Origin of the sequence: Acinetobacter sp. ANC 4779 (assembly GCF_004331055.1) — a bacterium.
Lineage (GTDB): Bacteria > Pseudomonadota > Gammaproteobacteria > Pseudomonadales > Moraxellaceae > Acinetobacter.
This window is the reverse complement of sequence record NZ_SJNU01000018.1, coordinates 54,979-77,516: the sequence shown is the minus strand read 5'-3', so window position 1 is coordinate 77,516 and position 22,538 is coordinate 54,979. Positions and strand designations below refer to the sequence as shown.

At 38.7% G+C, this 22,538-nt stretch carries 21 protein-coding genes, 1 pseudogene and 1 other annotated feature; of the genes and pseudogenes, 18 read left to right on the top strand and 4 right to left on the bottom strand.

The window, feature by feature from the left end; all coding sequences use genetic code 11:
- The first annotated feature begins 120 nt into the window (after positions 1-120).
- The 7 genes from arsC to E0H80_RS15935 all read left to right on the top strand — a co-directional run bounded on the left by arsC (position 121) and on the right by E0H80_RS15935 (position 5,322).
- Positions 121-555, top strand: coding sequence for an arsenate reductase (glutaredoxin) (arsC, locus tag E0H80_RS15965; RefSeq protein ID WP_131367349.1), 435 nt, complete (start codon positions 121-123; stop codon positions 553-555).
- Positions 556-599: 44 nt separating this feature from the next.
- Complete coding sequence (locus tag E0H80_RS15960) at positions 600-923, top strand: metalloregulator ArsR/SmtB family transcription factor (protein WP_058869063.1); 324 nt, start codon at positions 600-602, stop codon at positions 921-923.
- 4 nt (positions 924-927) lie between these two features.
- A complete protein-coding gene (locus tag E0H80_RS15955) occupies positions 928-1,401 on the top strand; it encodes an arsenate reductase ArsC (RefSeq protein ID WP_005253624.1) in 474 nt (157 codons plus the stop codon).
- Positions 1,402-1,406: 5 nt separating this feature from the next.
- Positions 1,407-2,447 (top strand): ACR3 family arsenite efflux transporter, encoded by a 1,041-nt coding sequence (gene arsB / locus E0H80_RS15950; protein WP_010116223.1) that lies wholly within the window; start codon positions 1,407-1,409, stop codon positions 2,445-2,447.
- Positions 2,448-2,451: 4 nt separating this feature from the next.
- Positions 2,452-3,156, top strand: coding sequence for an arsenical resistance protein ArsH (gene arsH / locus E0H80_RS15945; protein ID WP_131367347.1), 705 nt, complete (start codon positions 2,452-2,454; stop codon positions 3,154-3,156).
- A 17-nt stretch (positions 3,157-3,173) separates the two neighbouring features.
- On the top strand, positions 3,174-4,127 hold the full coding sequence (gene trxB, locus E0H80_RS15940) for a thioredoxin-disulfide reductase (RefSeq protein ID WP_131367345.1): 954 nt from the start codon (positions 3,174-3,176) through the stop codon (positions 4,125-4,127).
- A gap of 106 nt (positions 4,128-4,233) precedes the next feature.
- Complete coding sequence (locus E0H80_RS15935; protein ID WP_131367343.1) at positions 4,234-5,322, top strand: ArsO family NAD(P)H-dependent flavin-containing monooxygenase; 1,089 nt, start codon at positions 4,234-4,236, stop codon at positions 5,320-5,322.
- A 327-nt stretch (positions 5,323-5,649) separates the two neighbouring features.
- On the opposite strand, the gene feoB is transcribed toward E0H80_RS15935, so the two are convergent.
- The 3 genes from feoB to E0H80_RS15920 are packed head-to-tail and all read right to left on the bottom strand — an operon-like array spanning position 5,650 to position 9,021.
- Complete coding sequence (feoB, locus tag E0H80_RS15930) at positions 5,650-7,479, bottom strand: ferrous iron transporter B (protein ID WP_005105970.1); 1,830 nt, start codon at positions 7,477-7,479, stop codon at positions 5,650-5,652.
- Positions 7,469-7,729: a FeoA family protein gene (locus E0H80_RS15925; RefSeq protein WP_004665962.1), complete on the bottom strand. Its 261-nt coding sequence runs from the start codon at positions 7,727-7,729 to the stop codon at positions 7,469-7,471. Before E0H80_RS15925 ends, feoB begins: the two co-directional genes overlap by 11 nt.
- Before the next feature lie 11 nt (positions 7,730-7,740).
- Entirely contained in the window at positions 7,741-9,021 is a 1,281-nt protein-coding gene (locus E0H80_RS15920; RefSeq protein ID WP_005105969.1) for a cation transporter, read from the bottom strand.
- A 90-nt stretch (positions 9,022-9,111) separates the two neighbouring features.
- Here E0H80_RS15920 and cadR point away from each other — a divergent pair, with 90 nt between their 5' ends.
- From cadR to E0H80_RS15865, 11 genes are all read left to right on the top strand, one after another.
- Positions 9,112-9,504 carry a Cd(II)/Pb(II)-responsive transcriptional regulator gene (cadR, locus tag E0H80_RS15915; RefSeq protein ID WP_004281856.1) on the top strand — a complete coding sequence of 131 codons (393 nt, stop codon included), beginning with the start codon at positions 9,112-9,114 and terminating at the stop codon, positions 9,502-9,504.
- Positions 9,505-9,646: 142 nt separating this feature from the next.
- Positions 9,647-10,057 (top strand): hypothetical protein, encoded by a 411-nt coding sequence (locus E0H80_RS15910; RefSeq protein ID WP_131367341.1) that lies wholly within the window; start codon positions 9,647-9,649, stop codon positions 10,055-10,057.
- A 49-nt stretch (positions 10,058-10,106) separates the two neighbouring features.
- Entirely contained in the window at positions 10,107-11,474 is a 1,368-nt protein-coding gene (locus E0H80_RS15905) for a TolC family protein (protein WP_004781067.1), read from the top strand.
- A gap of 1 nt (position 11,475) precedes the next feature.
- Positions 11,476-12,711 carry an efflux RND transporter periplasmic adaptor subunit gene (locus E0H80_RS15900; RefSeq protein WP_131367339.1) on the top strand — a complete coding sequence of 412 codons (1,236 nt, stop codon included), beginning with the start codon at positions 11,476-11,478 and terminating at the stop codon, positions 12,709-12,711.
- Positions 12,701-15,859, top strand: coding sequence for an efflux RND transporter permease subunit (locus E0H80_RS15895; protein ID WP_131367336.1), 3,159 nt, complete (start codon positions 12,701-12,703; stop codon positions 15,857-15,859). The genes E0H80_RS15900 and E0H80_RS15895 overlap by 11 nt, the downstream gene beginning before the upstream one ends.
- A gap of 85 nt (positions 15,860-15,944) precedes the next feature.
- Positions 15,945-16,844 (top strand): cation diffusion facilitator family transporter, encoded by a 900-nt coding sequence (locus E0H80_RS15890; RefSeq protein ID WP_016165559.1) that lies wholly within the window; start codon positions 15,945-15,947, stop codon positions 16,842-16,844.
- A gap of 191 nt (positions 16,845-17,035) precedes the next feature.
- A complete protein-coding gene (locus tag E0H80_RS15885) occupies positions 17,036-17,614 on the top strand; it encodes a LexA family protein (RefSeq protein ID WP_114541742.1) in 579 nt (192 codons plus the stop codon).
- A gap of 24 nt (positions 17,615-17,638) precedes the next feature.
- Positions 17,639-18,934: a Y-family DNA polymerase gene (locus E0H80_RS15880; RefSeq protein WP_131367334.1), complete on the top strand. Its 1,296-nt coding sequence runs from the start codon at positions 17,639-17,641 to the stop codon at positions 18,932-18,934.
- Positions 18,935-18,999: 65 nt separating this feature from the next.
- Positions 19,000-19,389 (top strand): DUF192 domain-containing protein, encoded by a 390-nt coding sequence (locus E0H80_RS15875; protein WP_228260013.1) that lies wholly within the window; start codon positions 19,000-19,002, stop codon positions 19,387-19,389.
- Positions 19,390-19,462: 73 nt separating this feature from the next.
- The gene (locus E0H80_RS15870) at positions 19,463-20,398 is read left to right on the top strand and encodes a hypothetical protein (protein ID WP_131367332.1); all 936 of its coding nucleotides are present in this window, start codon (positions 19,463-19,465) and stop codon (positions 20,396-20,398) included.
- Between the two features lie 130 nt (positions 20,399-20,528).
- Positions 20,529-20,975 carry a hypothetical protein gene (locus E0H80_RS15865; RefSeq protein WP_131367329.1) on the top strand — a complete coding sequence of 149 codons (447 nt, stop codon included), beginning with the start codon at positions 20,529-20,531 and terminating at the stop codon, positions 20,973-20,975.
- Positions 20,976-21,281: 306 nt separating this feature from the next.
- Here the strand turns inward: E0H80_RS15865 and E0H80_RS15860 are convergent.
- Positions 21,282-22,515: pseudogene (locus tag E0H80_RS15860) on the bottom strand (IS3 family transposase).
- Positions 22,110-22,226 (bottom strand) — a sequence feature (AL1L pseudoknot). (Overlaps the previous pseudogene by 117 nt.)
- Positions 22,516-22,538: the final 23 nt, after the last annotated feature.

Here is a 22,538-nt window from a genome sequence, read left to right as displayed (position 1 = left end):
TTTTTTATTAATAACTTAAAGTCTTATTCCCTTACTATTGGATAAAAAAATACAGCAGTTTTATTGAATATATGCGGATATTCATATATAAAGATATTTTGAATTTGAGTTAATCGGAAAATGAATAATTCTAGCGTCATAAAGATTTATCATAATCCCGCTTGTGGAACTTCACGCAATACTTTGGCTTTAATCCGTAATTCGGGTGTTGAACCAATTGTTATTGAATATCTAATGACCCCACCTTCGAAAGCAGAATTAGTTGAACTTATTCGTAGTGCTGGTTTAAGTGTTAGAGAAGCAATTCGTAAAAATGTACCTCCATATTCTGATTTAGGAATAGATCAGGAAGATTGGTCTGATGAACAGCTTTTAAATTTTATGCTTCAACATCCAATTTTGATTAATCGCCCATTCGTTGTGACGGATTTAGGTACACGTTTGTGTCGTCCTTCTGAAATTGTTCTGGATATTCTCCCGTTACCTCAAAAAGGCGCGTTTAGCAAAGAAGATGGTGAAAAAATTATTGATGAAAATGGTCAAAGAATTAAATAGCACGTTCTCATCTCTTGGATGGGAACAATGTGAAGGAGACTTATATGGATCAAGTTAATTTTTTTAAATGCTTATCAGATGAAACACGTCTCAATATAGTGACATTAATCGCTGAAAATAAAGAACTATGTGTGTGTGATTTGATTGAAAAACTACAACTAAGTCAGCCTAAAATTTCAAGACATCTAGCCCTTTTACGTGCTGCAGGACTACTTCAAGATCGCAGACAAAGCCAATGGGTTTACTACAGTATCAGTCCAAAATTGGCCGACTGGTGTTATGAAATTTTAGATATTTTGAAGACAGTTCAATCTCAGCCAAAGCTGGATGATCAACAACCCTTTTCTGTAAATAGTTATTGTGAGTAATTCAATGAAATTTTTATTTTTATGTACCGGAAATAGCTGCCGTAGCATTTTGTCAGAAGTTTTGTTTAATAGCCGTGCCCCGGAAGGTTGGAAAGCATATAGCGCTGGGAGTAAGCCTTCAGGACAAGTGCACCCGCTGACCATAGAAACCCTTGAAAACTTAGGGTTATCTACTGAAGGTTTATGGAGTAAAACGATTGATGACTGTGAACAGTACCAACCTGATGTTGTGATCACGGTATGTGACTCTGCTGCTCAAGAAGCCTGTCCACTTTATTTGGGTGGAGCAATCAAGGCACATTGGGGCCTAGCTGATCCTTCACACCTGGAAGTAAATAAAGAAGAAAAAATGAAAGCTTTTATGACCACTGTTGAACATATCAACCGTCGTTTAGATGCTTTATTTGCCCTAGATGTAAATAAACTTTCTCGTCCTGAACTCATTGCTGAAATCAATAAAATTTCGAATGTTGAGTAAGAGATATGTCTGAAAAACGCTTATCCTTTTTAGATCGTAACCTGACGCTATGGATTTTTATTGCCATGGCTCTAGGTATTGCAATCGGAAACTTCTTTCCGCAAGCTTCTGTCGCACTCGATCAATTAAGTATCAACTCTGTGAATATTCCAATTGCAGTTGGTCTTATTCTGATGATGTATCCCCCCCTGGCAAAAGTGAACTATGCGACGTTGCCACAAGTATTTAAAGATAAAAAAACACTAACTTTATCTTTAATACAAAACTGGCTAATTGCCCCAGTACTGATGTTTGCTCTGGCTATTATATTTTTACATAGCTATCCCGAATATATGACTGGTGTCATCCTAATTGGTCTAGCTCGATGTATTGCCATGGTATTGGTTTGGAATGGCCTAGCTTGTGGTGATAATCAATATGTTGCAGCCTTAGTTGCCTTTAACAGTATCTTCCAGATTTTATTCTTCAGTACCTATGCCTGGTTATTCCTGACCTTCCTGCCACCTTATTTCGGTGTTGCTTCACAGGTCATTAATGTTGATTTCTGGACCATCACCCATGCTGTTCTCGTTTATCTTGGTATTCCATTTCTGTTGGGTTTCTTAACGCGTTGGATTCTGGTGAAACAAAAAGGGGTAGAGTGGTATGAAACTCAGTTTATTCCGAAAATCAGCCCGCTGAGTTTAATGGCTTTACTGTTCACGATTCTGGCCATGTTTAGCCTAAAAGGTGGTGATGTCGTGAGTCTTCCACTGGAAGTTTTACGAATCGCGGTTCCTTTAACCATTTACTTCGTTTTGATGTTCTTTATCAGCTTCTTCATGAGTAAATGGATGGGCAATGACTATCCTAAGACCACAGCAATCGCATTTACTGCAGCCGGGAATAATTTTGAATTATCACTGGCAGTCGCAATTGCCACTTTTGGTATCGCTTCACCTGTTGCTTTTACCACGATTATTGGTCCATTGGTCGAAGTTCCGGTGTTGATTGCCTTGGTGAGTGTTTCGCTCTGGCTGAGAAAAAAAGTTTTTAAAGAGGCCTAATTCTATGAATCTCCCAAACGTAGATCTTAATCTTCTTGAGCAACCGACTTTTGAAAAAGTTCAGGCAAAAGAACTTGCTCATCCCCCTCGCATTTTGCTCCTTTACGGCTCGAATCGAGAACGCTCTTACAGTCGCCTTGCCGTTCTTGAAGCCGGTCGAATCCTTGAGCATTTTGGGGCGGAAGTAAAAATCTTTCATCCTAAAGGGCTTCCTTTACCAGAAGATGCGGATACTGAGCATCCAAAAGTAAAAGAGTTGCATAAACTTTTAGCATGGTCAGAAGGCATGGTCTGGTGTTCACCTGAGCGCCATGGTTCTATGAGTTCAATTTTTAAATCACAAATAGACTGGATTCCACTGGCAGGAGGGGCAATCCGTGCCACCCAAGGTAAAACCCTTGCCTTGATGCAAGTCAGTGGTGGATCACAGTCATTTAACAGCCTGAACCAGATGCGTATTTTGGGGCGCTGGATGCGGATGATCACCATTCCAAATCAGTCTTCAATTCCGAAAGCTTTCTTGGAATTCGAAGAAGATGGACGAATGAAGCCTTCAGCTTTCTATGACCGGATTGTGGATGTCATGGAAGAGTTATTTAAGTTCACCCTACTGACTCGTGGTCAAAGCAAATACCTTACTGATCGTTATTCTGAACGCAAGGAATCGGCTGAAGAATTATCTAAACGTGTGAATCAGCGTAGTTTGTAAACGCTAGGTGATATTAAATGCAAAAGAGACATTCTAAATTAATCATTCTTGGCTCAGGCCCTGCAGGTTATAGCGCAGCTGTATATGCTGCACGTGCCAACTTAAAGCCAACGCTGATTGCCGGTTTACAGCTAGGTGGTCAGTTGACCACAACAACCGAAGTCGACAATTGGCCGGGTGACCCTGAAGGTCTAACTGGTCCTGCACTCATGGAACGTATGCAAGCGCATGCTGAACGCTTTGGTACTGACATTGTCTATGACCATATCAACGAAGTTGATTTAAGCGTTCGTCCATTCGTTCTGAAAGGTGATATGGAAGAGTTCACTTGTGATGCCCTGATTATTGCAACGGGTGCTACAGCGCAATATTTAGGCCTTGAATCTGAAGCTGCATTTATGGGTCAAGGTGTAAGTGCTTGTGCAACCTGTGATGGTTTTTTTTACAAAAACCAAAAAGTTATGGTTGTGGGTGGTGGCAACACTGCTGTTGAAGAAGCCCTTTATCTATCCAACATTGCTTCACACGTGACTCTAGTTCACCGTCGTAACTCTTTACGTTCAGAAAAAATTCTTCAAGATCATCTGTTCGAGAAAGAGAAAGAAGGTAAAATCAGCATCATTTGGAATCATCAAGTGAACGAAGTTCTTGGTGACAGCACGTCAGGTGTTACTTCAGTTCGCCTTAAATCGACTCAAGATGAATCAACTCAAAATGTAGACGTGACTGGGATGTTCGTAGCCATTGGGCATAAGCCAAATAGCTCGATGTTTGAAGGTCAGTTACAGTTACGTGACGGTTATATCCAGGTACAAAGTGGTACTGCGGGTAATGCAACTCAAACTTCGATTCATGGGGTATTTGCTGCGGGCGATATTGCCGACAGTATTTATCGTCAAGCGATTACCTCTGCGGGTTCAGGCTGCATGGCTGCACTTGATGCCGAGAAATATCTTGATAATCTGAATTGATGAGTAGGTTGTCATAAGTGAAAAGCGAATGAAAGTAAAAACCCAGTCTTCAAGATTGGGTTTTTACTTTAAAGAAATTAGAGATAAATAACAAAAGGGGAAGGCTTTGAATCAGAAACAGACTGAAACTGATGTCATTATTATCGGTGGTGGGCAGGCTGCCTTATCTACTGCTTATTTCTTAAAGCGCAAAAAAATTCCATTTATTCTACTCGATGATCAACAGCAGTCTGGTGGTGCCTGGTTACATGCCTGGGAATCATTACGCCTTTTTTCTCCAAATAGCTGGAGTTCTTTGTCCGGTTGGATGATGCCGACTACTGAACAAAACTATCCGACCCGCAATGAGGTCATCCAGTATTTGTCAGCCTATGAGCAGCGCTATCAGTTTCCTGTTGTACGTCCTGTGCATGTCGACCGGGTAGAATCCAATGGTGACTATTTAGAGGTCTATGCCGGGGACAAGTTCTGGCAAGCCAAGGCCGTTGTAAGTGCAACGGGCACCTGGAGTCAGCCTTATATTCCGCATTACACAGGCCAAGAGAATTACAAGGGCTTACAACTGCATTCTGCCCATTATCGAAATGCAGAGGCTTTTAAAAATAAACGCGTCATGATCGTTGGTGGTGGTAATTCTGGTGCCCAGATTCTGGCTGAAGTTTCTCAGGTAGCTGATACGCTTTGGATTACACCTACTGAGCCACAATTCCTTGCCGATGATGTCGATGGACGGGTGCTGTTTTTACGCGCTACAGAACGTTTAAAAGCACAACTCGAAGGCCGGACCATCGATCAGCCGATTGGTGGGCTGGGTGATATTGTGATGATCGATAGTGTCAAAGAGGCAAGGAATAGAGGAGTCTTACATAGCCGTCCACCTTTTCAATCTTTAGCTACAGATGCAGTTATTTGGCCAGATGGAAAAAAAGAGAAAATTGATGTGATTATTTGGTGTACTGGATTTAAGGCTTCATTAAATCATCTAAAAAGTATAGATATAGTAGAGCGAGATAACTTTGTAGAAGTTCAAAATGGAAGGTCTATTAAGTTACCTAACTTGTGGTTAGTTGGATATGGAGATTGGACAGGTATGGCATCTGCAACATTAATTGGCGTTTCTAGAACAGCGAGGGCTACAGTAGATGAGATCTTCACTTATCTACAAGAAATTAATACTAAAAAATTTTCAGAATAATTATCCATATCGAGTATAAGAATTTTAGAATCGGTTTTGTGTCTAGGCTACTGGGAGCATTCCAATATTTTGATTATTATTTCACTAAAAGTGTCTACAAGATCATGCTATTCATTAAGCCATAATTTTTGATATTTAAACCTAATTTCATGAATTGCACTAAAAAGAGGGAACTCTTTCATAATTTATAATTAAATTAGAAGTTTTCTTAGGAAGCTGTTTAATATTATTGATATCTATACAGTTTTTCTTGTAAAAGCGCTTCATTTATAGTGAGTATTTCAATAAAATAAGGGAGCTAGCTCCCTTATTTTATTCATTTGCTAATTAAAAATTACTCGCAACTTGATATGTGATGAATGAAAAGATGTAGGCTAATGCAAACAAATAAGTTGCCATAATGATGGGCTGTTTCCAGCTGCCAGTTTCTCGTCTAATTGTTGCTAACGTAGCAAGACAATGGGGAGCAAAAATAAACCATACCAATAATGATAAACCTGTGGCTAACCCCCATCCATCCGGGCCTGAAATTTGACTTAACAGACTTTGAGTTACTGTATCTTCATCACCTGACATCGCATAAATCACCCCAAGAGCAGCAATTACAACTTCCCTTGCTGCCATAGCAGGAATGAGTGCAATACATATTTCCCATGTAAACCCAATAGGCGCAAATATAGGATGAATTAAATGCCCTAACTGACCAGCTAAACTATAGTTAATGGCCGGCATGGTTGCATTATCTGGTGGTTGAGGGAACGTGACTAGCACCCATAACAAGATAGACAGCGCAACGATAATGCCACCAACTCGTTTTAAGAAAATAGTTGCCCTATCATATAAGCCTAATGCAATATTTCTAATATCTGGAATTCGGTATGTGGGAAGTTCAAAAATAAAAATACTTTCAGTTTTATCTTTTCGAACTAATTTCAGAAACACTGAAACTAATAACGCTGAGACTATTCCCGACATATAAAGACCAAAAAGGACTAATCCTTGCAGACTTAACCAGCCGTAGATTAATTGGTTCGGAATAAATGCCGCGATCAATAAAGCATATACTGGCAATCTTGCTGAACAGGTCATCAAGGGTGCAATCATAATTGTTGCTAATCGGTCCCGTTCAGAGCTGATACTTCTGGTTGCCATAATTCCGGGAATGGCACAAGCAAAACTGGATAGCAGAGGAATAAATGAACGGCCGCTAAGCCCGGCTTTAGACATTAATTTATCTAAAAGAAATGCTGCCCGGGGTAAATAGCCTGACTCTTCAAGCATTAAAATGAAGAAGAATAAAATCAAAATCTGAGGCATATATGCAAGCACGCTACCTGCACCAGCAATTACCCCATCCACAACCAAGCTTTTTAATAGAGGATGTTGGATTAGTGGTCCAATAAAATCACTGAGCCATGCGACAAAATTTTCAATGAATTCAATAAAAGGCGTTGCCCATATAAATACCGCCTGGAACATCACAAACATGGTTAAAGTTAAGATTACTAAACCCAATACAGGATGTAGAAAAATTTTATCTAGAAATGCGGTTCTTTTATCACCACTGTCATTATTTAAAATAACTTGTTTGGTGATTTGTTTGACCTGTTCAAAATGACTTAATTCAGAATGATAAGGAGTAATAAAAAGATTTTTTTGATCTAATTGATTAATTAAATCTTGAATTCCTTTTGTTTTAACTGCGACAGCTTCAACTACAGGGATACCTAACAGTTGAGACAGTTTATCCTTATCAATGGAAATACCACGCTTTTTGACCTCATCCATCATATTTAATACAAGAATCATAGGGCGATTTAGAGCACGAACTTCGAGAACCAAGCTCAAATGTAAGCTTAAATTTGTGGCATCTACAACGCATATAAAAATATCGGGTAGAACTTCACCTTTTAGCTCGCCCAAACAAACTGCCCTGGTGACTTCTTCATCTAAACTACTAGGTTTTAAACTGTAAGTTCCGGGTAAGTCCAATACTCGTACTGCATCACCAGAAGGTAATTTAAAAGAACCTTCTTTTCTTTCTACGGTAACTCCAGCATAGTTGGCAACTTTTTGTCGCGTACCAGTAAGCGTATTAAATAAAGAGGTTTTTCCACAATTTGGATTACCGACTAATGCAATGTTCTTAATCTTCATTGGATACTAACTCTACAAAAATTCTTTCAGCTTCATTCTTTCTTAATGCGAATCTTGAAGTTTCAATTTGAACTAAAACAGGATCTCCGCCAAAAACACCTTTAGCGAGTACTTGTAGAGTTTCACCCTCTCTAAAACCTAATAGTTGGAGCCGTTCCAATACGGGATCAGTGGTATGACTGTATTGATTACCTTTTTTGAGATCTCTAATTTTGACGATCTGATTTTGTTTAACTTGAAATAGATTCATTTTCGATACTCTTACTTCAAAGCCAAAATCTTTCGAGCACCATTAAGCACGAATAAAGAAACCAGGATGCCAATGATTAAGTCTGGGTAAGCTGATCCCGTCCACGCCACGAGTACACCGGCAAATATAACGCCCATATTTACGACAACGTCATTCGCCGAGAAAATCCAACTGGCTTTCATATGTGCGCCATCTTCTCGATGACCAGAAATAAGATATAAGCATGTCACGTTAGCTATAAGTGCGAGCAGGCCAATAACAATCATGAGCGTTGATTCTGGCTCGCTTCCAAACATGAATCGTCTAATGACATCAATAATCACGATGACAGCAAGTAATAACTGAATCCAACCTGCGAAATGGGCTGCTTTCACTTGATATTTCGCAGCTTTTCCGACGGCATATAGCGCAATACCATAAACGGCTGCATCGGCAAACATATCTAGAGAATCAGCAATCAATCCTGTAGACGCAGCAATAATTCCGCTGATGAATTCTATAAAGAAAAGTAGAGCATTAATGCCTAATAACAGTTTAAGTACTTTAGCTTGTCTCACAGGATCAGGTTCATTAGGTATATCGCCTGAAGAAAGCTGTGTTTCATCAAGTTTCGCCCCAAAACCCAGTCCTTCAAGTTTGGCCGTAATTTGCTGACTCCCTTCATTATGGAAGACTTTCAGTTTTCGATTGGGAAGATCAAAAGTAAGACCTTTAACTGCTTCAATATCTGCAAGAGCCATACGGACCATTTGCTCTTCAGCAGAGCAATCCATTTTAGGAATGGTATAGGTACTTGTTTGCTTAGCCTGTTGATTGCTTATATAAGTTTCAGTCTTCACAAGCTTTGCACCAAAACCCAAAGCTTCAAGTTTGGTAGTTATATTTTCATCTTTTTGATTATGTAGAACCTTTAAAGACCGGTTAGGTAAATCAAAGATGAGTTTTTGAACACCATCAATTGAAGATAGCGCCATACGAACCATCTGTTCTTCCGCAGAACAATCCATTTTGGGAACTAAGTATTCACTCATGTAGTGCGAATTTTTTAAAACGTCTTCAGTGCTTAAATTTTCTTTGGGATCAGAACCACAACAGGATTGAGCGGTATCTTCACAACTGTTTGAAGTGTTACAGCAAGGAGATGAAGATTTTTCTTCTTCCTCTTCACCACAACAGCTAAGCGTATTATTACAATTCTTTGAATTGTTTGCTTCTGCAATTGATGGATGATTTTCTTGTTGAGATTTCTTATCTTTGCATGGTGTTTCTTTACTACATCCACAACCACTCATAATTATACCCATTAAAAAAATTTATAAACTTTGAATATTAGAATCCCTATAGTTACTATAGAGTCAAGATTTTTTGGAAATACCAACTCAATGCATTTAAAAATTGGTGAACTCTCTAAAAAAACCTCATGTTCAGTATTAACAATTAGGTTTTATGAAAAGGAAGGTTTAATTCCGGAACCCGAAAGAACGGAAGGAAATTACCGCCTTTACGATATAGGCTATGTTGAGCGAATTAAGTTTATTTTGAATTGCCGAACTTTAAATATGAGTTTGAATGAAATTCGTCAATTACTCACCTATAAAGATAATCCCAAGAAAAATTGTTCAGATGTGAATGAATTAATTGACTTACATGTCAGTGCTATCAGAGAAAATATAATCAAGCAACAAAAGCTTATTGAACAATTATCTGATTTAAGAGGTACTTGTGATGGTTTATGTACAATTGACCAATGTGGAGTTCTAAAAAATCTAGCTTGATTATCTAGACCTATGCTTTTTTCAAAAACTCTGTATATCTTTACTTAAGGCTGCAAAAAGATTAAGGTGACTTAAATTTTGTGATCAGATCTTAGATAGCTTTGGTTAGCTTCCGATTGGTGTTTTAAATACAGATTTGTGTATGAAGAGAAAAACATTTCTAATCCAGATATTGGTACTCTTATTCACATTCCAGAATATTTGGAGTGTGGCAGAGGCTGCTTGTCTGCATGAAATGCCAAACATACCCAATTCAATACTCTCTAATCCAATCGATTTAGACGAAAAGAGTGATAGTCCTCGTCAAGCACTTTATTCCCTAGAAAACTATAAAGAAATCTATGACTATTGTCAGAAGGTTTGTTTTAACGAAAAGTGCAGTCATTTCTCAAATACAATCGTCATTCAGATTGACCCACCCGATGATCTGAAGCTTAAAGCTAATTTTGAGACCGGCATTACCCCAACTTATTTGGGAATAACTTTTTATAAATCCCCTTATCTGAATCAATTAACCCCGCCTCCCGATTTGCCCCTACTATTGGTGGGGTAGTCTTATAAAAGCCCACCACTCCTAATTTCATTATGCGTGGGGCATTTTCATGTCAAAAAACAAATTACATCAGGATACCTCCATCCTGAATTTATCCTGGTCAGCCTTAGGTAGCGGTATCTTGCTATCTGCAATGATCAGCTTCAGTACTTCCGTAGTCGCCAGTACTCAAGATTTAACGCTGCAGCAAGCTATTGAGCAGGTTAACCAATATCAAGCGTCCCAAAATTTCTGGGAAACGCAAAATAGTATTAATGCCACGAATCTTCAGCAAAGTAAGCTGTTTAAAAATCCTGAATTGTCAGTTGAACAAACGGGCTTTGGTTCAAATAATGAAAAAGAGCTTGCCATCGGTATATCACAACCTTTGGATATTTTTGGTGAGCGAAGAGCAAACCAAAAATTAGCCAGTCTCTCAATAGATAAAACAGCGCTGAAACAGAAGATTTATCAAGCACAAATTGAGCTTGCAGTGAAATATGTATGGTCGCAACTGGCCATTGCCGAACTTGAAAAAAACATTGTCAATGAACAACTTCGGGTGAGCGAAGAAAACCTTCAAGCAATCGAAAAGCGCTTTAATGCAGGCAGTATCGCGCAAGTAGATGTGAATCGCGCACGTTTAAGTCATGCTGAAAATATCCGTCTTTTTAGACAGGCCGACTTACAGGTACAAGTGGCAACCCAACAATTATCAAATTTATGGGGAACCTCTGATAAGTCATTGAAGGTAAACCTCTCTTCGCAAAAGCTTTGGCCAAAATCGACTCATGGGCAGGTTCAAGAATATTTAGCGGATAACTACATTGAGAAATATCGGATTTTACAGGTGTTAGAGTCTCAAGCAACGGTTGATCAGCTGAAAGCAAAGTCACGTCCTAATCCTACTTTAAACCTGGGCGTTAACCGCACCCAATCCTTGGATAACTCAACACAAAATCAACTGGTGGTTGGAGTCAGTGTACCGCTCAATATTTTCGATCGTCAGCAAAATGGCATAAAAATCGCGCAAGAAAAAATGAACTTATTAGAGCGTCAGAAAGACTTTTATCTAAAGCAAAATGCGCTGCAAATAGGCACGATCTTAACCGAGTTGCAGGGTTTAGAGCTTCAATTCAAAGTCGTTGACGAGACTCAAATTCCTTTGGCGACTCAAGTTCAAAGTAAAACTTTACAAGGTTTTCTGGCAGGAAAGTTTGCTTTAACCGATGTTCAGCAAGCCACGCTTCAATTACAAGACATCCGTCTACGTAAAGTCCAGTTGTTACGGGAGGGCTGGCAAAAGGCCATCGAAGCAGAAAGTTTAAGCTTAGGCATTAGCCCAAGTGAAGTCATGTCGAAAGATGCTATTGCACAAATCAATCAAAATTTATGGCAAGACATACAGGCCATGCCTGTCATTGGTGGGGGAAATTAACATGTTCGATCTTAAAAACAGCTTAATAAAACAGAGCGGAAAAATCTCTCAACCTCTACTGATTAGTTTGGTTATCGGCGCTACCGTACTCCTCAGTATTTTTTTGATCTTAACTGGTAAGAATAAATCGGAAACATCAGATGAACATGCAGAGGAAGAAAGCGGAGAAGAACATGGCGGTGAAACTGAAGAGCATGCCGAAGGCGTGAGCCTGACCGCCAAGCAACTGGTTGAACAAGGTATACAGTTATCAGCGGTCGATCAAGGTCCGGTGGTTAAATTAAGTTCTTATCCTGCCAAACTCAATGTGAATACGGATCAGCAAGCGCATGTCTCACCGAGTTTTAGCGGTCATGTAGAAAATGTCTATGTAGAACTCGGCCAAAAAGTTCAGAAAGGACAGCCTTTAGCTGCGTTGCTTGTGCCTGACTTAGTCGATCAACAGGCCAATTTTAAAATGGAACAAACCAACCTTGAACTGGCTAAACAAGACTTCGATCGTGAGCGTCAGCTTTGGTCACAGGGTATTTCAGCAAAACAAGACTATCAACGTGCTTCCAACGCCTATAAACGGGCACAAATTCAGGTTCAAGCGGCCCAATCACGTTTAAGTGCATTTGGTGCAGTGAATGCCAGTAATGGCCGCTATATTTTGAAAGCCCCCATTTCCGGCGTGATTAGTAAAAAGGATTTGGTGCTAGGAGAAAATGTTCAGTTAGCAAGTCAACTCTTTACGATAGACAGGTTAGATCAGCTCTGGCTTGAGTTTATTGTTCCAAATTCTGAAATTGTGGGCTTAGCCCCGAATCAAAAGATCGAATTTAAATCCTTGCAAACAGAAAAGGTTTATCAAGCTGTTATTCAGACTTTAAATACTGAAGCGGATATTCAAACAGGTCGTCTTCAGGTGCGAGCAAAAGTTGAATCGAATGCAACCGAATTACGTCCAAACTTGATGGTGAACGTACAGTTGCAACAACGGAGTGAAAGTACCGCATTACGGGTACTTAAGTCCGCAGTTCAGAATGTCGATGGAAAAGATGTGGTTTTTGTCGCCACTCAGCATGGACAAAAAGTTGAATTCAGTCCGCAACCTGTGAAATTAGGGCAATCATCTGGGGAGAGCCAATGGATTGAAGTGGTGAGTGGGCTTAGTCAGGGACAAAAATATGCCGCTCAAGGCAGTTTTTTACTGAAATCCGAGCTGGAAAAAGGAGAGGCTTCACATGAGCACTGAAACTCCTCAAATTCCAGACCACGAATCGGTAAAACCTGAAGGACTGTTTGATCGACTGATCCAGTTTTCTATCCATAACGCAATCTGGGTCATGCTGTTTATTGCGGCTTGGATTGCTATTGGTATTTATAGTTATCAAAAGTTACCGATTGATGCTGTACCGGATATTACCAATACTCAGGTGCAGATTAACACTTCAGCCAATGGCTTTACGGCTTTGGAAATGGAACAGCGGATTACCTATCCAATTGAGAATGCCATGTCAGGCATGCCGAAAATGGAACAAACCCGCTCTATTTCACGCTACGGCTTATCACAAGTGACCATCATTTTTGAAGATGGCACGGATATTTACTGGGCCAGACAGCTTATCAACCAGCGCTTGCAAGAAGCAATGGGAGAAATGCCTGAAGATGTGCAACCTAACATGTCACCTATTTCGACAGGTTTAGGTGAAATCTATCAATGGGTGATTAAAGCCGAACCAAATGCTAAAAAGCCGGATGGGACCGCTTATTCGGCTATGGATTTACGTGAAATTCAGGATTGGATTGTAAGGCCACAATTACAGCGCGTAAAAGGCGTTGCGGAGATCAACAGCATTGGTGGCTTTAATAAAACCTATGTGGTTGCCCCAGATCTGAACCGATTGCAACAATTGCAAATTCCTTTGTCTGATTTACAAACTGCCTTAACAGAGAATAATGAAAACCGTGGTGCTGGCTATATTGAGAAAAATGGACAACAGCTAACGGTTCGTGTTCCCGGCACTTTAAACACGATTGAAGATATCCAGAACATCAGTATTGCCAATAAAAACGGCTATCCGATTCGGGTGGCAGATGTCGCCAATGTCTCAATTGGTCATGACTTAAGAACAGGGGCTGCAACCTATAATGGTGAAGAAACGGTATTGGGTATTGCCATGATGATGATGGGAGAAAATAGCCGTACCGTTGCTCAAGCCATTGATGAAAAGGTGCAATCGATCCAGCAATCGCTACCTAAAGGTGTGGTGATTGAGACTGTGTATGACCGTACGCATTTGGTTGATCGGGCGATCAAAACCGTTCAGAAAAATTTGATTGAGGGTGCAATCCTCGTCATTGTTATTTTATTTCTCTTTCTAGGTAATTTCCGTGCTGCGCTGATCACGGCTTGCGTTATTCCACTGTCAATGCTGTTTACCTTGACGGGAATGGCAGAGCAGAAGATTAGTGCAAATTTGATGAGTTTAGGGGCACTGGACTTCGGTATTATTATTGATGGTGCAGTGGTTATTGTAGAAAACTGTATCCGTCGGCTAGCAGAAGCTCAGAAGCTGAAAGGTGGTTTACTTAGCCGTTCTGAAAGATTTAAAGAAGTCTTCTTGGCTGCAAAACAGGCGCGTCGTCCTCTCATCTTTGGACAGTTAATTATTTTGGTGGTTTATCTACCTATCTTTACCCTGACGGGTGTAGAAGCCAAACTTTTCCATCCTATGGCAATGACGGTTGTACTGGCTTTAATTGGGGCCATGATTTTATCTGTCACTTTTGTGCCAGCCGCAGTTGCCCTATTTGTCACTGGAGAAGTCAAGGAAACCGAAAGTCGCTGGATGCATTGGCTTAAAACCAAATATGAACTGCTTTTAGATAAAGCCTATGAGCTTCGTTTATTTGTGACTATTGTGGCTGCCTGTATTTTAGTGCTTACGGGTGTGCTAGCTACTCAAACAGGTAGCGAGTTTGCACCTCAACTGGGTGAAGGTGATTTTGCTGTTCAGCAAATGCGTTCCCCAAGTACAGGGTTAGAACAGTCACTGAGAATGCAGGAAAATACTGAAAAGTTACTGTTGAAAGAATTTCCTGAAATTAAAGCAATCTTTGCCCGTACCGGTACAGCAGAAGTGGCCACAGATGTCATGCCACCCAACATTTCAGATGGCGTGGTACTGTTAAAACCTCATGATGAATGGCCTGATCCAAAACAAACGATTGATGAGCTTCGCCAAAGAATGATTACTTTCTTAGCGACATTGCCGGGAAATAACAGTGAGTTCTCGCAACCCATTGAACTGCGTTTTAACGAGTTAATTTCAGGGGTGCGAAGTGATGTGGGTGTCAAGTTATTTGGCGATGATATGGAAATTCTGAATCGTGAAGCGAATAAGATTTCTCAGAAAATTAAATCAATTTCAGGCGCGACAGCCGTTAATGTAGAGCAAACCAGCGGCTTACCCTTGTTGAATGTAGAAGTTGATAAGTCCAGAGCAGCACAATACGGCTTGTCGGTAAGAGCAATTCAGGATCTGGTGGCGACAAGTGTCGGTGGTCAAAATGTTGGAACCATTTTACAGGGAGACAAGCGTTTTGATTTTGTGATTCGTCTAGATGACTCCCAACGTAGTCCTGAACAGTTAGCGGTACTTCCTATTCAATTGCCGAATGGTGGCTTAGTCCAACTGCAAGATGTGGCACGCGTTGAAAATATCCTGGGTATTAATCAGGTCAGCCGTGAAAATGGTAAACGTCGAGTGGTTATTACTGCAAATGTAGAAGGACGTGATTTAGGCTCATTCGTAACAGAGCTTCAGAGCACGTTATCCAAACAGGAATTACCAAGCGGTTATTGGATAGATTATGGCGGTCAATTTCAAAATCTGATGTCTGCAAAAGCGCGTATGCAATTGGTGGTTCCGCTCGCATTGTTGACGATCTTTATTCTATTGATGGCTGTATTTCACAACATCAAAGAAAGCTTACTGGTCTTTAGTGGTGTACCGTTTGCCTTGAGTGGAGGCTTAATCGCGTTGTGGTTGCGTGACATTCCATTATCCATGTCAGCAGGCGTTGGCTTCATTGCACTATCGGGGGTGGCTGTACTGAATGGCTTAGTGATGCTTACCTTTATCAAAGAGCTGCGACAGCAATATGACCTTTATTATGCAACGTGGCAAGGTGCAATATTGCGTTTAAGACCTGTGTTAATGACCGCTTGTGTTGCTTCCCTTGGGTTTGTTCCGATGGCTTTGGCAACCGGTACTGGGGCAGAAGTACAGAGACCTTTAGCGACTGTAGTCATTGGAGGAATTATCTCCTCTACCCTGCTTACATTGGTTTTATTGCCTGTACTGTACCGGTGGATGAATGAAAAGAAAGCTTCTTAATCCATTAGATTAAGCAATTTTTAGCAGAGATATTGGGTCTGTCTCAAGTATCTCTGCTAATCATGGATTGAATAAGGAAAATTTTATGTCAGAACATCATGATCATAGCCATGCGGTTGTTACTGAAGGAAATAGTAAGAAATTAATGTTTGCTTTGGGTTTAACGACTACTTTTTTAATAGTAGAAGTTGTCGCTGCTTTTATTACCCAAAGTTTAGCATTACTGTCTGATGCCGCTCACATGTTTACTGATGTAGCCGCATTAGCTATTGCTCTTGCTGCTATCAAAATTGGTAAAAAAGCCGCAGATGATAAAAGAACTTTTGGCTATCAGCGATTCGAAATTTTAGCGGCTCTGTTTAATGCGGTGATGCTTTTTGTGGTGGCGATATATATTGTCTATGAAGCTTACCAACGTTTTACGAATCCTGCTGAAATTCAAAGTATTGGAATGATGATTGTCGCAGTCATTGGTTTGGTCATAAATTTGATTTCAATGAAAATCCTTTCTGCGAGTGCTGAAGGAAGTCTAAATGTGAAAGGCGCATATTTAGAAGTTCTTAGTGATGCACTGGGATCGATAGGCGTGATTATCGGAGGAGTGGTCATTTATTTTACCCAGTGGATGTGGGTAGATACCTTAATCGCTGTGTTAATTGGCTTCTGGGTCTTACCTCGAACTTGGGTTTTATTAAAACAAAGTATCCATATTTTGCTTGAAGGGGTTCCTGATGAGATTGATATTGAGTCGTTAAGAAATGATTTATTGATGCTAGAGGGTGTTGAAGGGATTCATCAGTTGAAAGTCTGGGCTATATCTTCAAAAAACATTCATTTAACTGCTCATTTAGTTGCTCCTAATAGCGATCCAGATCAGCTCTATCAAAAGGCCTTAGACGTTCTAAAACATAATCATAGTATTACTGAAATTACGTTACAAATAGAAAGTACGGAATGTAATACATTGGAACAGCATAAACATTAATTAGAATGTTGTTTATTTTCTGCATGAAATATACATCTCCCCTTTTTGTTACTCAGTTAAACTTTAGGGGGAGCATTTAAAAATTAATATCATTATTAGTATCACCGTATAACCACTCATCACTTTTCTATTGTTATTCCAAGGATTTAAAGTTTACTATTTGATTTTGTCACAAAATCAAAGGGGCTTTTATGAATGGAAATAAAGGTGGTCATAGGGAAGGTGCAGGAAGGAAGGCAATTTACAATGAACCAACTAAGACTATGCGTGTACCAGTATCACGTATTGTAGAGATTAAGAAGTTCTTAGCTAGTAATAAAAAGACTACTTTAAATGATGTAGCTTCTATTACGTTAATTAATCCTTCAACTTTTAAACGTATTCCTTTAGCTTCTGAAAAAATAGCTGCTGGTTTTCCATCTCCCGCACAAGATTATATTGATAAAACTTTAGATATGAATGAACACCTTGTGAAAAATGAAGCTGCAACATTTGTTGTCAAGGTAGCTTCTCTTTCCATGCGTGACGCAGGAATTGAAATTGATGACGAGCTTCTAGTGGATCGTAGTCTTGAAGCCAAACATGAGGACATTGTTGTTGCCTTAATTGACAATGAGTTCACAGTCAAACGGTTAATGGTTGAAGGTGATAAGTGTTGGCTTAAAGCGGAAAATCCAGATTATGACGATATTCACCTTAAAGATTGCCAAGAATTATTGATATGGGGTGTAGTGACTTTTGTCATTAAGCCATTTAGGAAACACAAATAATCTAATCCTATCGGTTTAACCTACATGGAAAGTCAAAATAAAATCTTTGCTTTAGTAGACATTAATAACTGTTATGTAAGCTGTGAACGTGTCTTTAATCCAAGTCTAAACAATCAACCAGTAATCGTATTATCTAATAATGACGGTTGTGCTGTGGCTCGTTCACAGGAAGCTAAAAATTTAGGTATAAAGATGGGTGTACCTCTTTTTCAGCTCAAGGATCTTGTAGAGCAACATAACATCACAGTTCTTTCGAGTAATTATGCTCTATATGCGGAAATGTCCCGCAGATTTATAAAAGTCCTATCTGAATTTGTTACACCTCAAGAACAAGAAATTTATTCTATTGATGAATGTTTTTTAGATTTAACTGCCTATGCTTCAAATTATGATTTAACTGCCTATGCTCATTTAATTCTAGATCGGCTCTTACGTTGGCTAGGTTTGCCGGCCTGTATTGGAATTGGACGGACTAAAACAGAAGCAAAAATGGCTAACCATATCGCCAAAAAGAATAGTTATTTAAAGGGTGTATGTAACCTTGTTTCAATGGACTATTGCTCAATTGAAAGCTTATATCAAACTATAGAAGTGAGTGAAGTGTGGGGCGTTGGGAAAAAACATACTGAAAAGTTGAATAGCCTAAGCATTAATACAGTTTTAGATTTTGTTTGCGCTTCACCCTTAATGATTAGAAATCAATTTTCTATTGTCATGCACAGAACATTATTAGAATTACAGGGAATTTCTTGTATTGAGATTGAACAAAGTCCAAAAGCTAAAAAACAGATAATTGCGAGCCGTTCCTTTGGCCAAAAGGTCTATAGCCGTGATGATCTTAAAGAAGCAATTACGCTCTATGTCCAGGATGCAGTAAGCCGTTTAAGAAGCGAAAATTTACTATGTGGCTGTATTCTTGGTTTTGTTCAATCTAATCCTTTTGATAGCTCTGAACCTTTTTACAATAAATCTGTGTCATACGCTTTGCCAGATCCATCAGACAATAGCTTATTACTAACTAAAATTGCTACGACAATGATTGATCAGCTATATCAGCAGAATATAGGATTCAAAAAATGTGGGGTTATCCTAACTTTTCTTGAACCTAAAGCTACTCATAGCTATGACCTGTTCACCGACATGAATAAAGTTAAATCCAGTAATCAACTTATGGATTCACTCGATAATATACAAAATAGGTTTGGTAAGAAGAAAATAGGGTTAGGTGCCAGTATGCTTCCTAACAGAAATTGGAATATGTCACGCAGCCAACTAACTCCCAATTACTTTAAATGGGATCAACTTATGAGTGTTAAATAATTAGTCATGACTAAGGAAAATTTGCTGCATTTGGCTTGCTACTGGTAAACAAGGATTTACAGGAATTGAAATTAAAATATGCAGTATTTATAGCTCTGTTGATAATAGTGTCAGTTATAGCCTTTAAATTGGCTTATAACCCATACATTGATCACGATAAAGAAGTAAAGACATTTAACTTCAAAGATGAAAAATTAACGGCTCTTTATCTCTATAGGGAACATGATCAAGAAATAGGTTTTAAAGAAAATCCTTCATTAAGGCCTTTGGTTTTTACATGGAAAAAGCCAATTTATACTTGCTTTAATATGGTCAATGTACCTTATGACTTAGAGATATTTTTCTTTAATGCAGATAAAAAAATTATTGGATCGGCTGTAATGGAAAAGTATTCTCAAAAAAAAATTTGTCCTAAAGAAAAGATTCTATTTGCATTAGAAATATTAAAAAATTAGATTTTTTAATCTAGTTTTTAGTACCCCTAAAAGGACTTGAATGGCAAATGTTTGGAAAAAAAGAGTATAAAATATGTCTTTAATGTCGATACTTAAATCATCAGATCCTAAGTGCAAAGAAGTAAAAGAAATTATAAAAAGTGTTGCACCCAAAAAAACAGATTTTAAAACTTACAGTGGTATTCCTCCTTTTACTAATTATGAAGTGATGAGTGAACATAAATTAACGAGTAGTTATGATTCAGGCTTGGTTGGTACAGCATTTGACTACTTATCTAAAATAATTTGTGCGTACTACACGAATACCGAATTGAGTGCTAAGGAATTTGAGCAACCTAAAATTACTAGCTTTCTAGAGGAAACTAAAAACAAAAGCATTTTGGCATTGTATAAAAAAATGCAAAATCACATAGATTCTTTACTAGCTAATAAATCAAACAGTTTAGAGATAAGTGAAGAGTTTATTGGTGGCATTATTCTTATGGCTAAATTGGAAAATCTATGGCGATCAGGATTTCTACCAGTAGCAACAAAGAAGGACATACTAAAACCAACGGATAAAGTGGTTTACGATGATATATCTTCCTTAGTCAAAAATTTTGATAATGTATTCATTAAGAATGGTCTTATTAAGCCTGATAGTCTGATCACATACAATCCTAGATATTCTGCAAATATTCGTGTTGTACTAGGTGGGATAGATGCAGATATTTGTATTGATGAAACACTATATGACTATAAAAGCACGAAAAATCAATGCTTTATGATTAAAGATAGTATGCAGATCACATCGTATTACTTATTCTATTTAATGGATCGAATTATGTCTTCAACAGTGCAGATGCAACGCCACAGAATAGAAAGAATTGCGTTATATAAAGCTAGGTTTGGGCAAATTGAATATTTTGATGTTAAGAATATTCCTGAAAAAGATTTAAAATATGCAATTTTGGAGCTTAACAGAATGTTTAAATTAGGTATGCCCGATCAGAAAATTAAGGATTTTTAAAAGGGCACTTCTTGATTGTGTGGCAAAGGTGGGGTATTGATAATTTTTAAAACTATTTAAAAGGGCTCTGCGGAATAAGTTGTGGAATTTACAGTTTAAGATAAATCTTTTTTAATAAATGGAGTTAAAAGTGGAATTAAGAGAAGCATTGGCTTATTTAAGAGAACATCATCAATCTTTACTTAATACTGATGCTAGTGTTTTAGGTGTAGCTTATACACCTGATGATGGTGAAGCTGATTTTTATATTATTGAATTGTCCCTTGATGAAGAAGCAAAAGCAGAGGAAGGTGTTGATTATTATAATGTTCATTTAGAAGGCGGTAATATATCAAGTTCGGAAGGTATTGAGGATTATCTAGGTGATGAAAATATTGATAACTTGATTGAAGAATTGCCTGAATTTACGGAAAAGATTCAATATCAATTGTATCAGTTAGAAAACAGCCCATTTGGATATGAAAGTTCATTTGCTCTAAAAAATATCTTCCCTAGCCTCCCTGACCCTGATGATTCTGATCCAACCACATTTAAGTCTGAAGCAATTGCTTTAATAACTAAATTGAATAAACAGTAAGTTCTTAAAAGAGTAAATTCAACAATGCTATGCGGTGTAGGCTTACACACATTATTCCGTATAGCCTTTAAAAGAAAAGACTATTTGCATTCCAAGGTTAGATTTTAAAAAATCTACTCTCTTAGAGCATAAGTTCTATCCCCATTTTTAATTGAATGGTAATAATTTTTGAGTCATTTGAAATGAGCAGAAGTAGATTTTTTAAAAAAACGTATCATTCTAATTATCAAGGGAAAGTATCTGTTGAAGATGCGGTTAAACATCAAACTGAACCGTACCGGGTTTGTCGGAGACTTTTTATTTAAGTTAGGCCACCTGACCTAACGGATTAATTTTATCATAGTACATTGCTTCAAAATCAAAAGGTGACACATAACCTAGTGCACTATGTACACGCTCTTTATTGAACCAATCTACCCAGTTTAGTGTCGCAAGTTGTACATCCGCTAAACCTTGCCAATCTGCTTTTAAATATTTAATCACCTCTGTTTTGTATAAGCCATTCACTGTTTCAGCCAAAGCATTATCGTATGAATCACCAGTCGTACCGACTGATGCTCGTAAATTTGCTGCTTCTAAACGATTGGTATAGCGAATGGAAAGATACTGTACGCCTCTGTCACTATGGTGAATCACGTTCTTTGGCATGTCTCGAGCATGTAAAGCTTGCTCAAGTGCATCGAGTACCATATCTGTATTCATCCGTGTAGATACTTTCCATCCAACAATTGCTCGTGAGAACACATCAATAATAAAGGCGGTATATACCCAGCCTGAATTTGTTTGAATATACGTAAAGTCTGCGACCCATAGCTGGTCAGGCTGATCTGCACTAAAATCCCGTTTCACTAAATCATCTGCTCTTTTTTGATCATCTCGGCTACGGGTGGTTTGTTTATTCTTACCACGCCAAACACCTTGTATACCTAGCTTTTTCATCAATCGAGCAACTGTACAGCGCGCAATAATATAGCCTTCACGTTTCAACTTTTGCCAGACTTTACGTACACCATATCGACCTGAACTTTCTTTCCAAATTCGTTTGATTTGCTCAGCATGATGCACATCATGTAGATCTCGTTTCGCTCGATGTTCTGGATTTTCACAGAGATCTAAAGTCCGGTAATAGGTTGAAGGTGCGATAGGTAAAATTCTACAAATCGCCTCGACTCCGTACAGCTCTTTATTATGATGGATAAAATCCACCATTATTTGTGTGGGCGGTCGAGCTCCGCCTGGGCGAAAAAAGCAGCTGCTTTACGTAGAATTTCGTTAGCACGTTGCAGTTCTTTATTTTCACGTTCGAGTTGTTTAATCCGTTCTTGATCTGAAAGTTGCTGTACTTTAACTGGATTTTGTTGATCGAGATGTTTTAAATACCAAACACGTAGTGTTTCAGGAGTACAACCCTTGCGCAGTATACTGCTCAGGGTGCAATTGCTGTGATTGCAGCCCAATTCGATGGATAATCTTTTTCGGATTCAATCACAAGTTGAACCGCTCTATCTCTGATTTCAGGGGTATATTTTACTTTTTTCATCGGGGCATTCTCTCAGGAAAGTT

Excerpts from the sequence above, each read along its gene's own strand:
- arsC (WP_131367349.1), top strand. The coding sequence starts at position 121 with ATGAATAATTCTAGCGTCATAAAGATTTATCATAATCCCGCTTGTGGA.
- E0H80_RS15960 (WP_058869063.1), top strand. The coding sequence starts at position 600 with ATGGATCAAGTTAATTTTTTTAAATGCTTATCAGATGAAACACGTCTC.
- E0H80_RS15955 (WP_005253624.1), top strand. The coding sequence starts at position 928 with ATGAAATTTTTATTTTTATGTACCGGAAATAGCTGCCGTAGCATTTTG.
- arsB (WP_010116223.1), top strand. The coding sequence starts at position 1,407 with ATGTCTGAAAAACGCTTATCCTTTTTAGATCGTAACCTGACGCTATGG.
- arsH (WP_131367347.1), top strand. The coding sequence starts at position 2,452 with ATGAATCTCCCAAACGTAGATCTTAATCTTCTTGAGCAACCGACTTTT.
- trxB (WP_131367345.1), top strand. The coding sequence starts at position 3,174 with ATGCAAAAGAGACATTCTAAATTAATCATTCTTGGCTCAGGCCCTGCA.
- feoB (WP_005105970.1), bottom strand. The coding sequence starts at position 7,479 with ATGAAGATTAAGAACATTGCATTAGTCGGTAATCCAAATTGTGGAAAA.
- E0H80_RS15925 (WP_004665962.1), bottom strand. The coding sequence starts at position 7,729 with ATGAATCTATTTCAAGTTAAACAAAATCAGATCGTCAAAATTAGAGAT.
- E0H80_RS15920 (WP_005105969.1), bottom strand. The coding sequence starts at position 9,021 with ATGAGTGGTTGTGGATGTAGTAAAGAAACACCATGCAAAGATAAGAAA.
- cadR (WP_004281856.1), top strand. The coding sequence starts at position 9,112 with ATGCATTTAAAAATTGGTGAACTCTCTAAAAAAACCTCATGTTCAGTA.
- E0H80_RS15910 (WP_131367341.1), top strand. The coding sequence starts at position 9,647 with ATGAAGAGAAAAACATTTCTAATCCAGATATTGGTACTCTTATTCACA.
- E0H80_RS15905 (WP_004781067.1), top strand. The coding sequence starts at position 10,107 with ATGTCAAAAAACAAATTACATCAGGATACCTCCATCCTGAATTTATCC.
- E0H80_RS15900 (WP_131367339.1), top strand. The coding sequence starts at position 11,476 with ATGTTCGATCTTAAAAACAGCTTAATAAAACAGAGCGGAAAAATCTCT.
- E0H80_RS15895 (WP_131367336.1), top strand. The coding sequence starts at position 12,701 with ATGAGCACTGAAACTCCTCAAATTCCAGACCACGAATCGGTAAAACCT.
- E0H80_RS15890 (WP_016165559.1), top strand. The coding sequence starts at position 15,945 with ATGTCAGAACATCATGATCATAGCCATGCGGTTGTTACTGAAGGAAAT.
- E0H80_RS15885 (WP_114541742.1), top strand. The coding sequence starts at position 17,036 with ATGAATGGAAATAAAGGTGGTCATAGGGAAGGTGCAGGAAGGAAGGCA.
- E0H80_RS15880 (WP_131367334.1), top strand. The coding sequence starts at position 17,639 with ATGGAAAGTCAAAATAAAATCTTTGCTTTAGTAGACATTAATAACTGT.
- E0H80_RS15870 (WP_131367332.1), top strand. The coding sequence starts at position 19,463 with ATGTCTTTAATGTCGATACTTAAATCATCAGATCCTAAGTGCAAAGAA.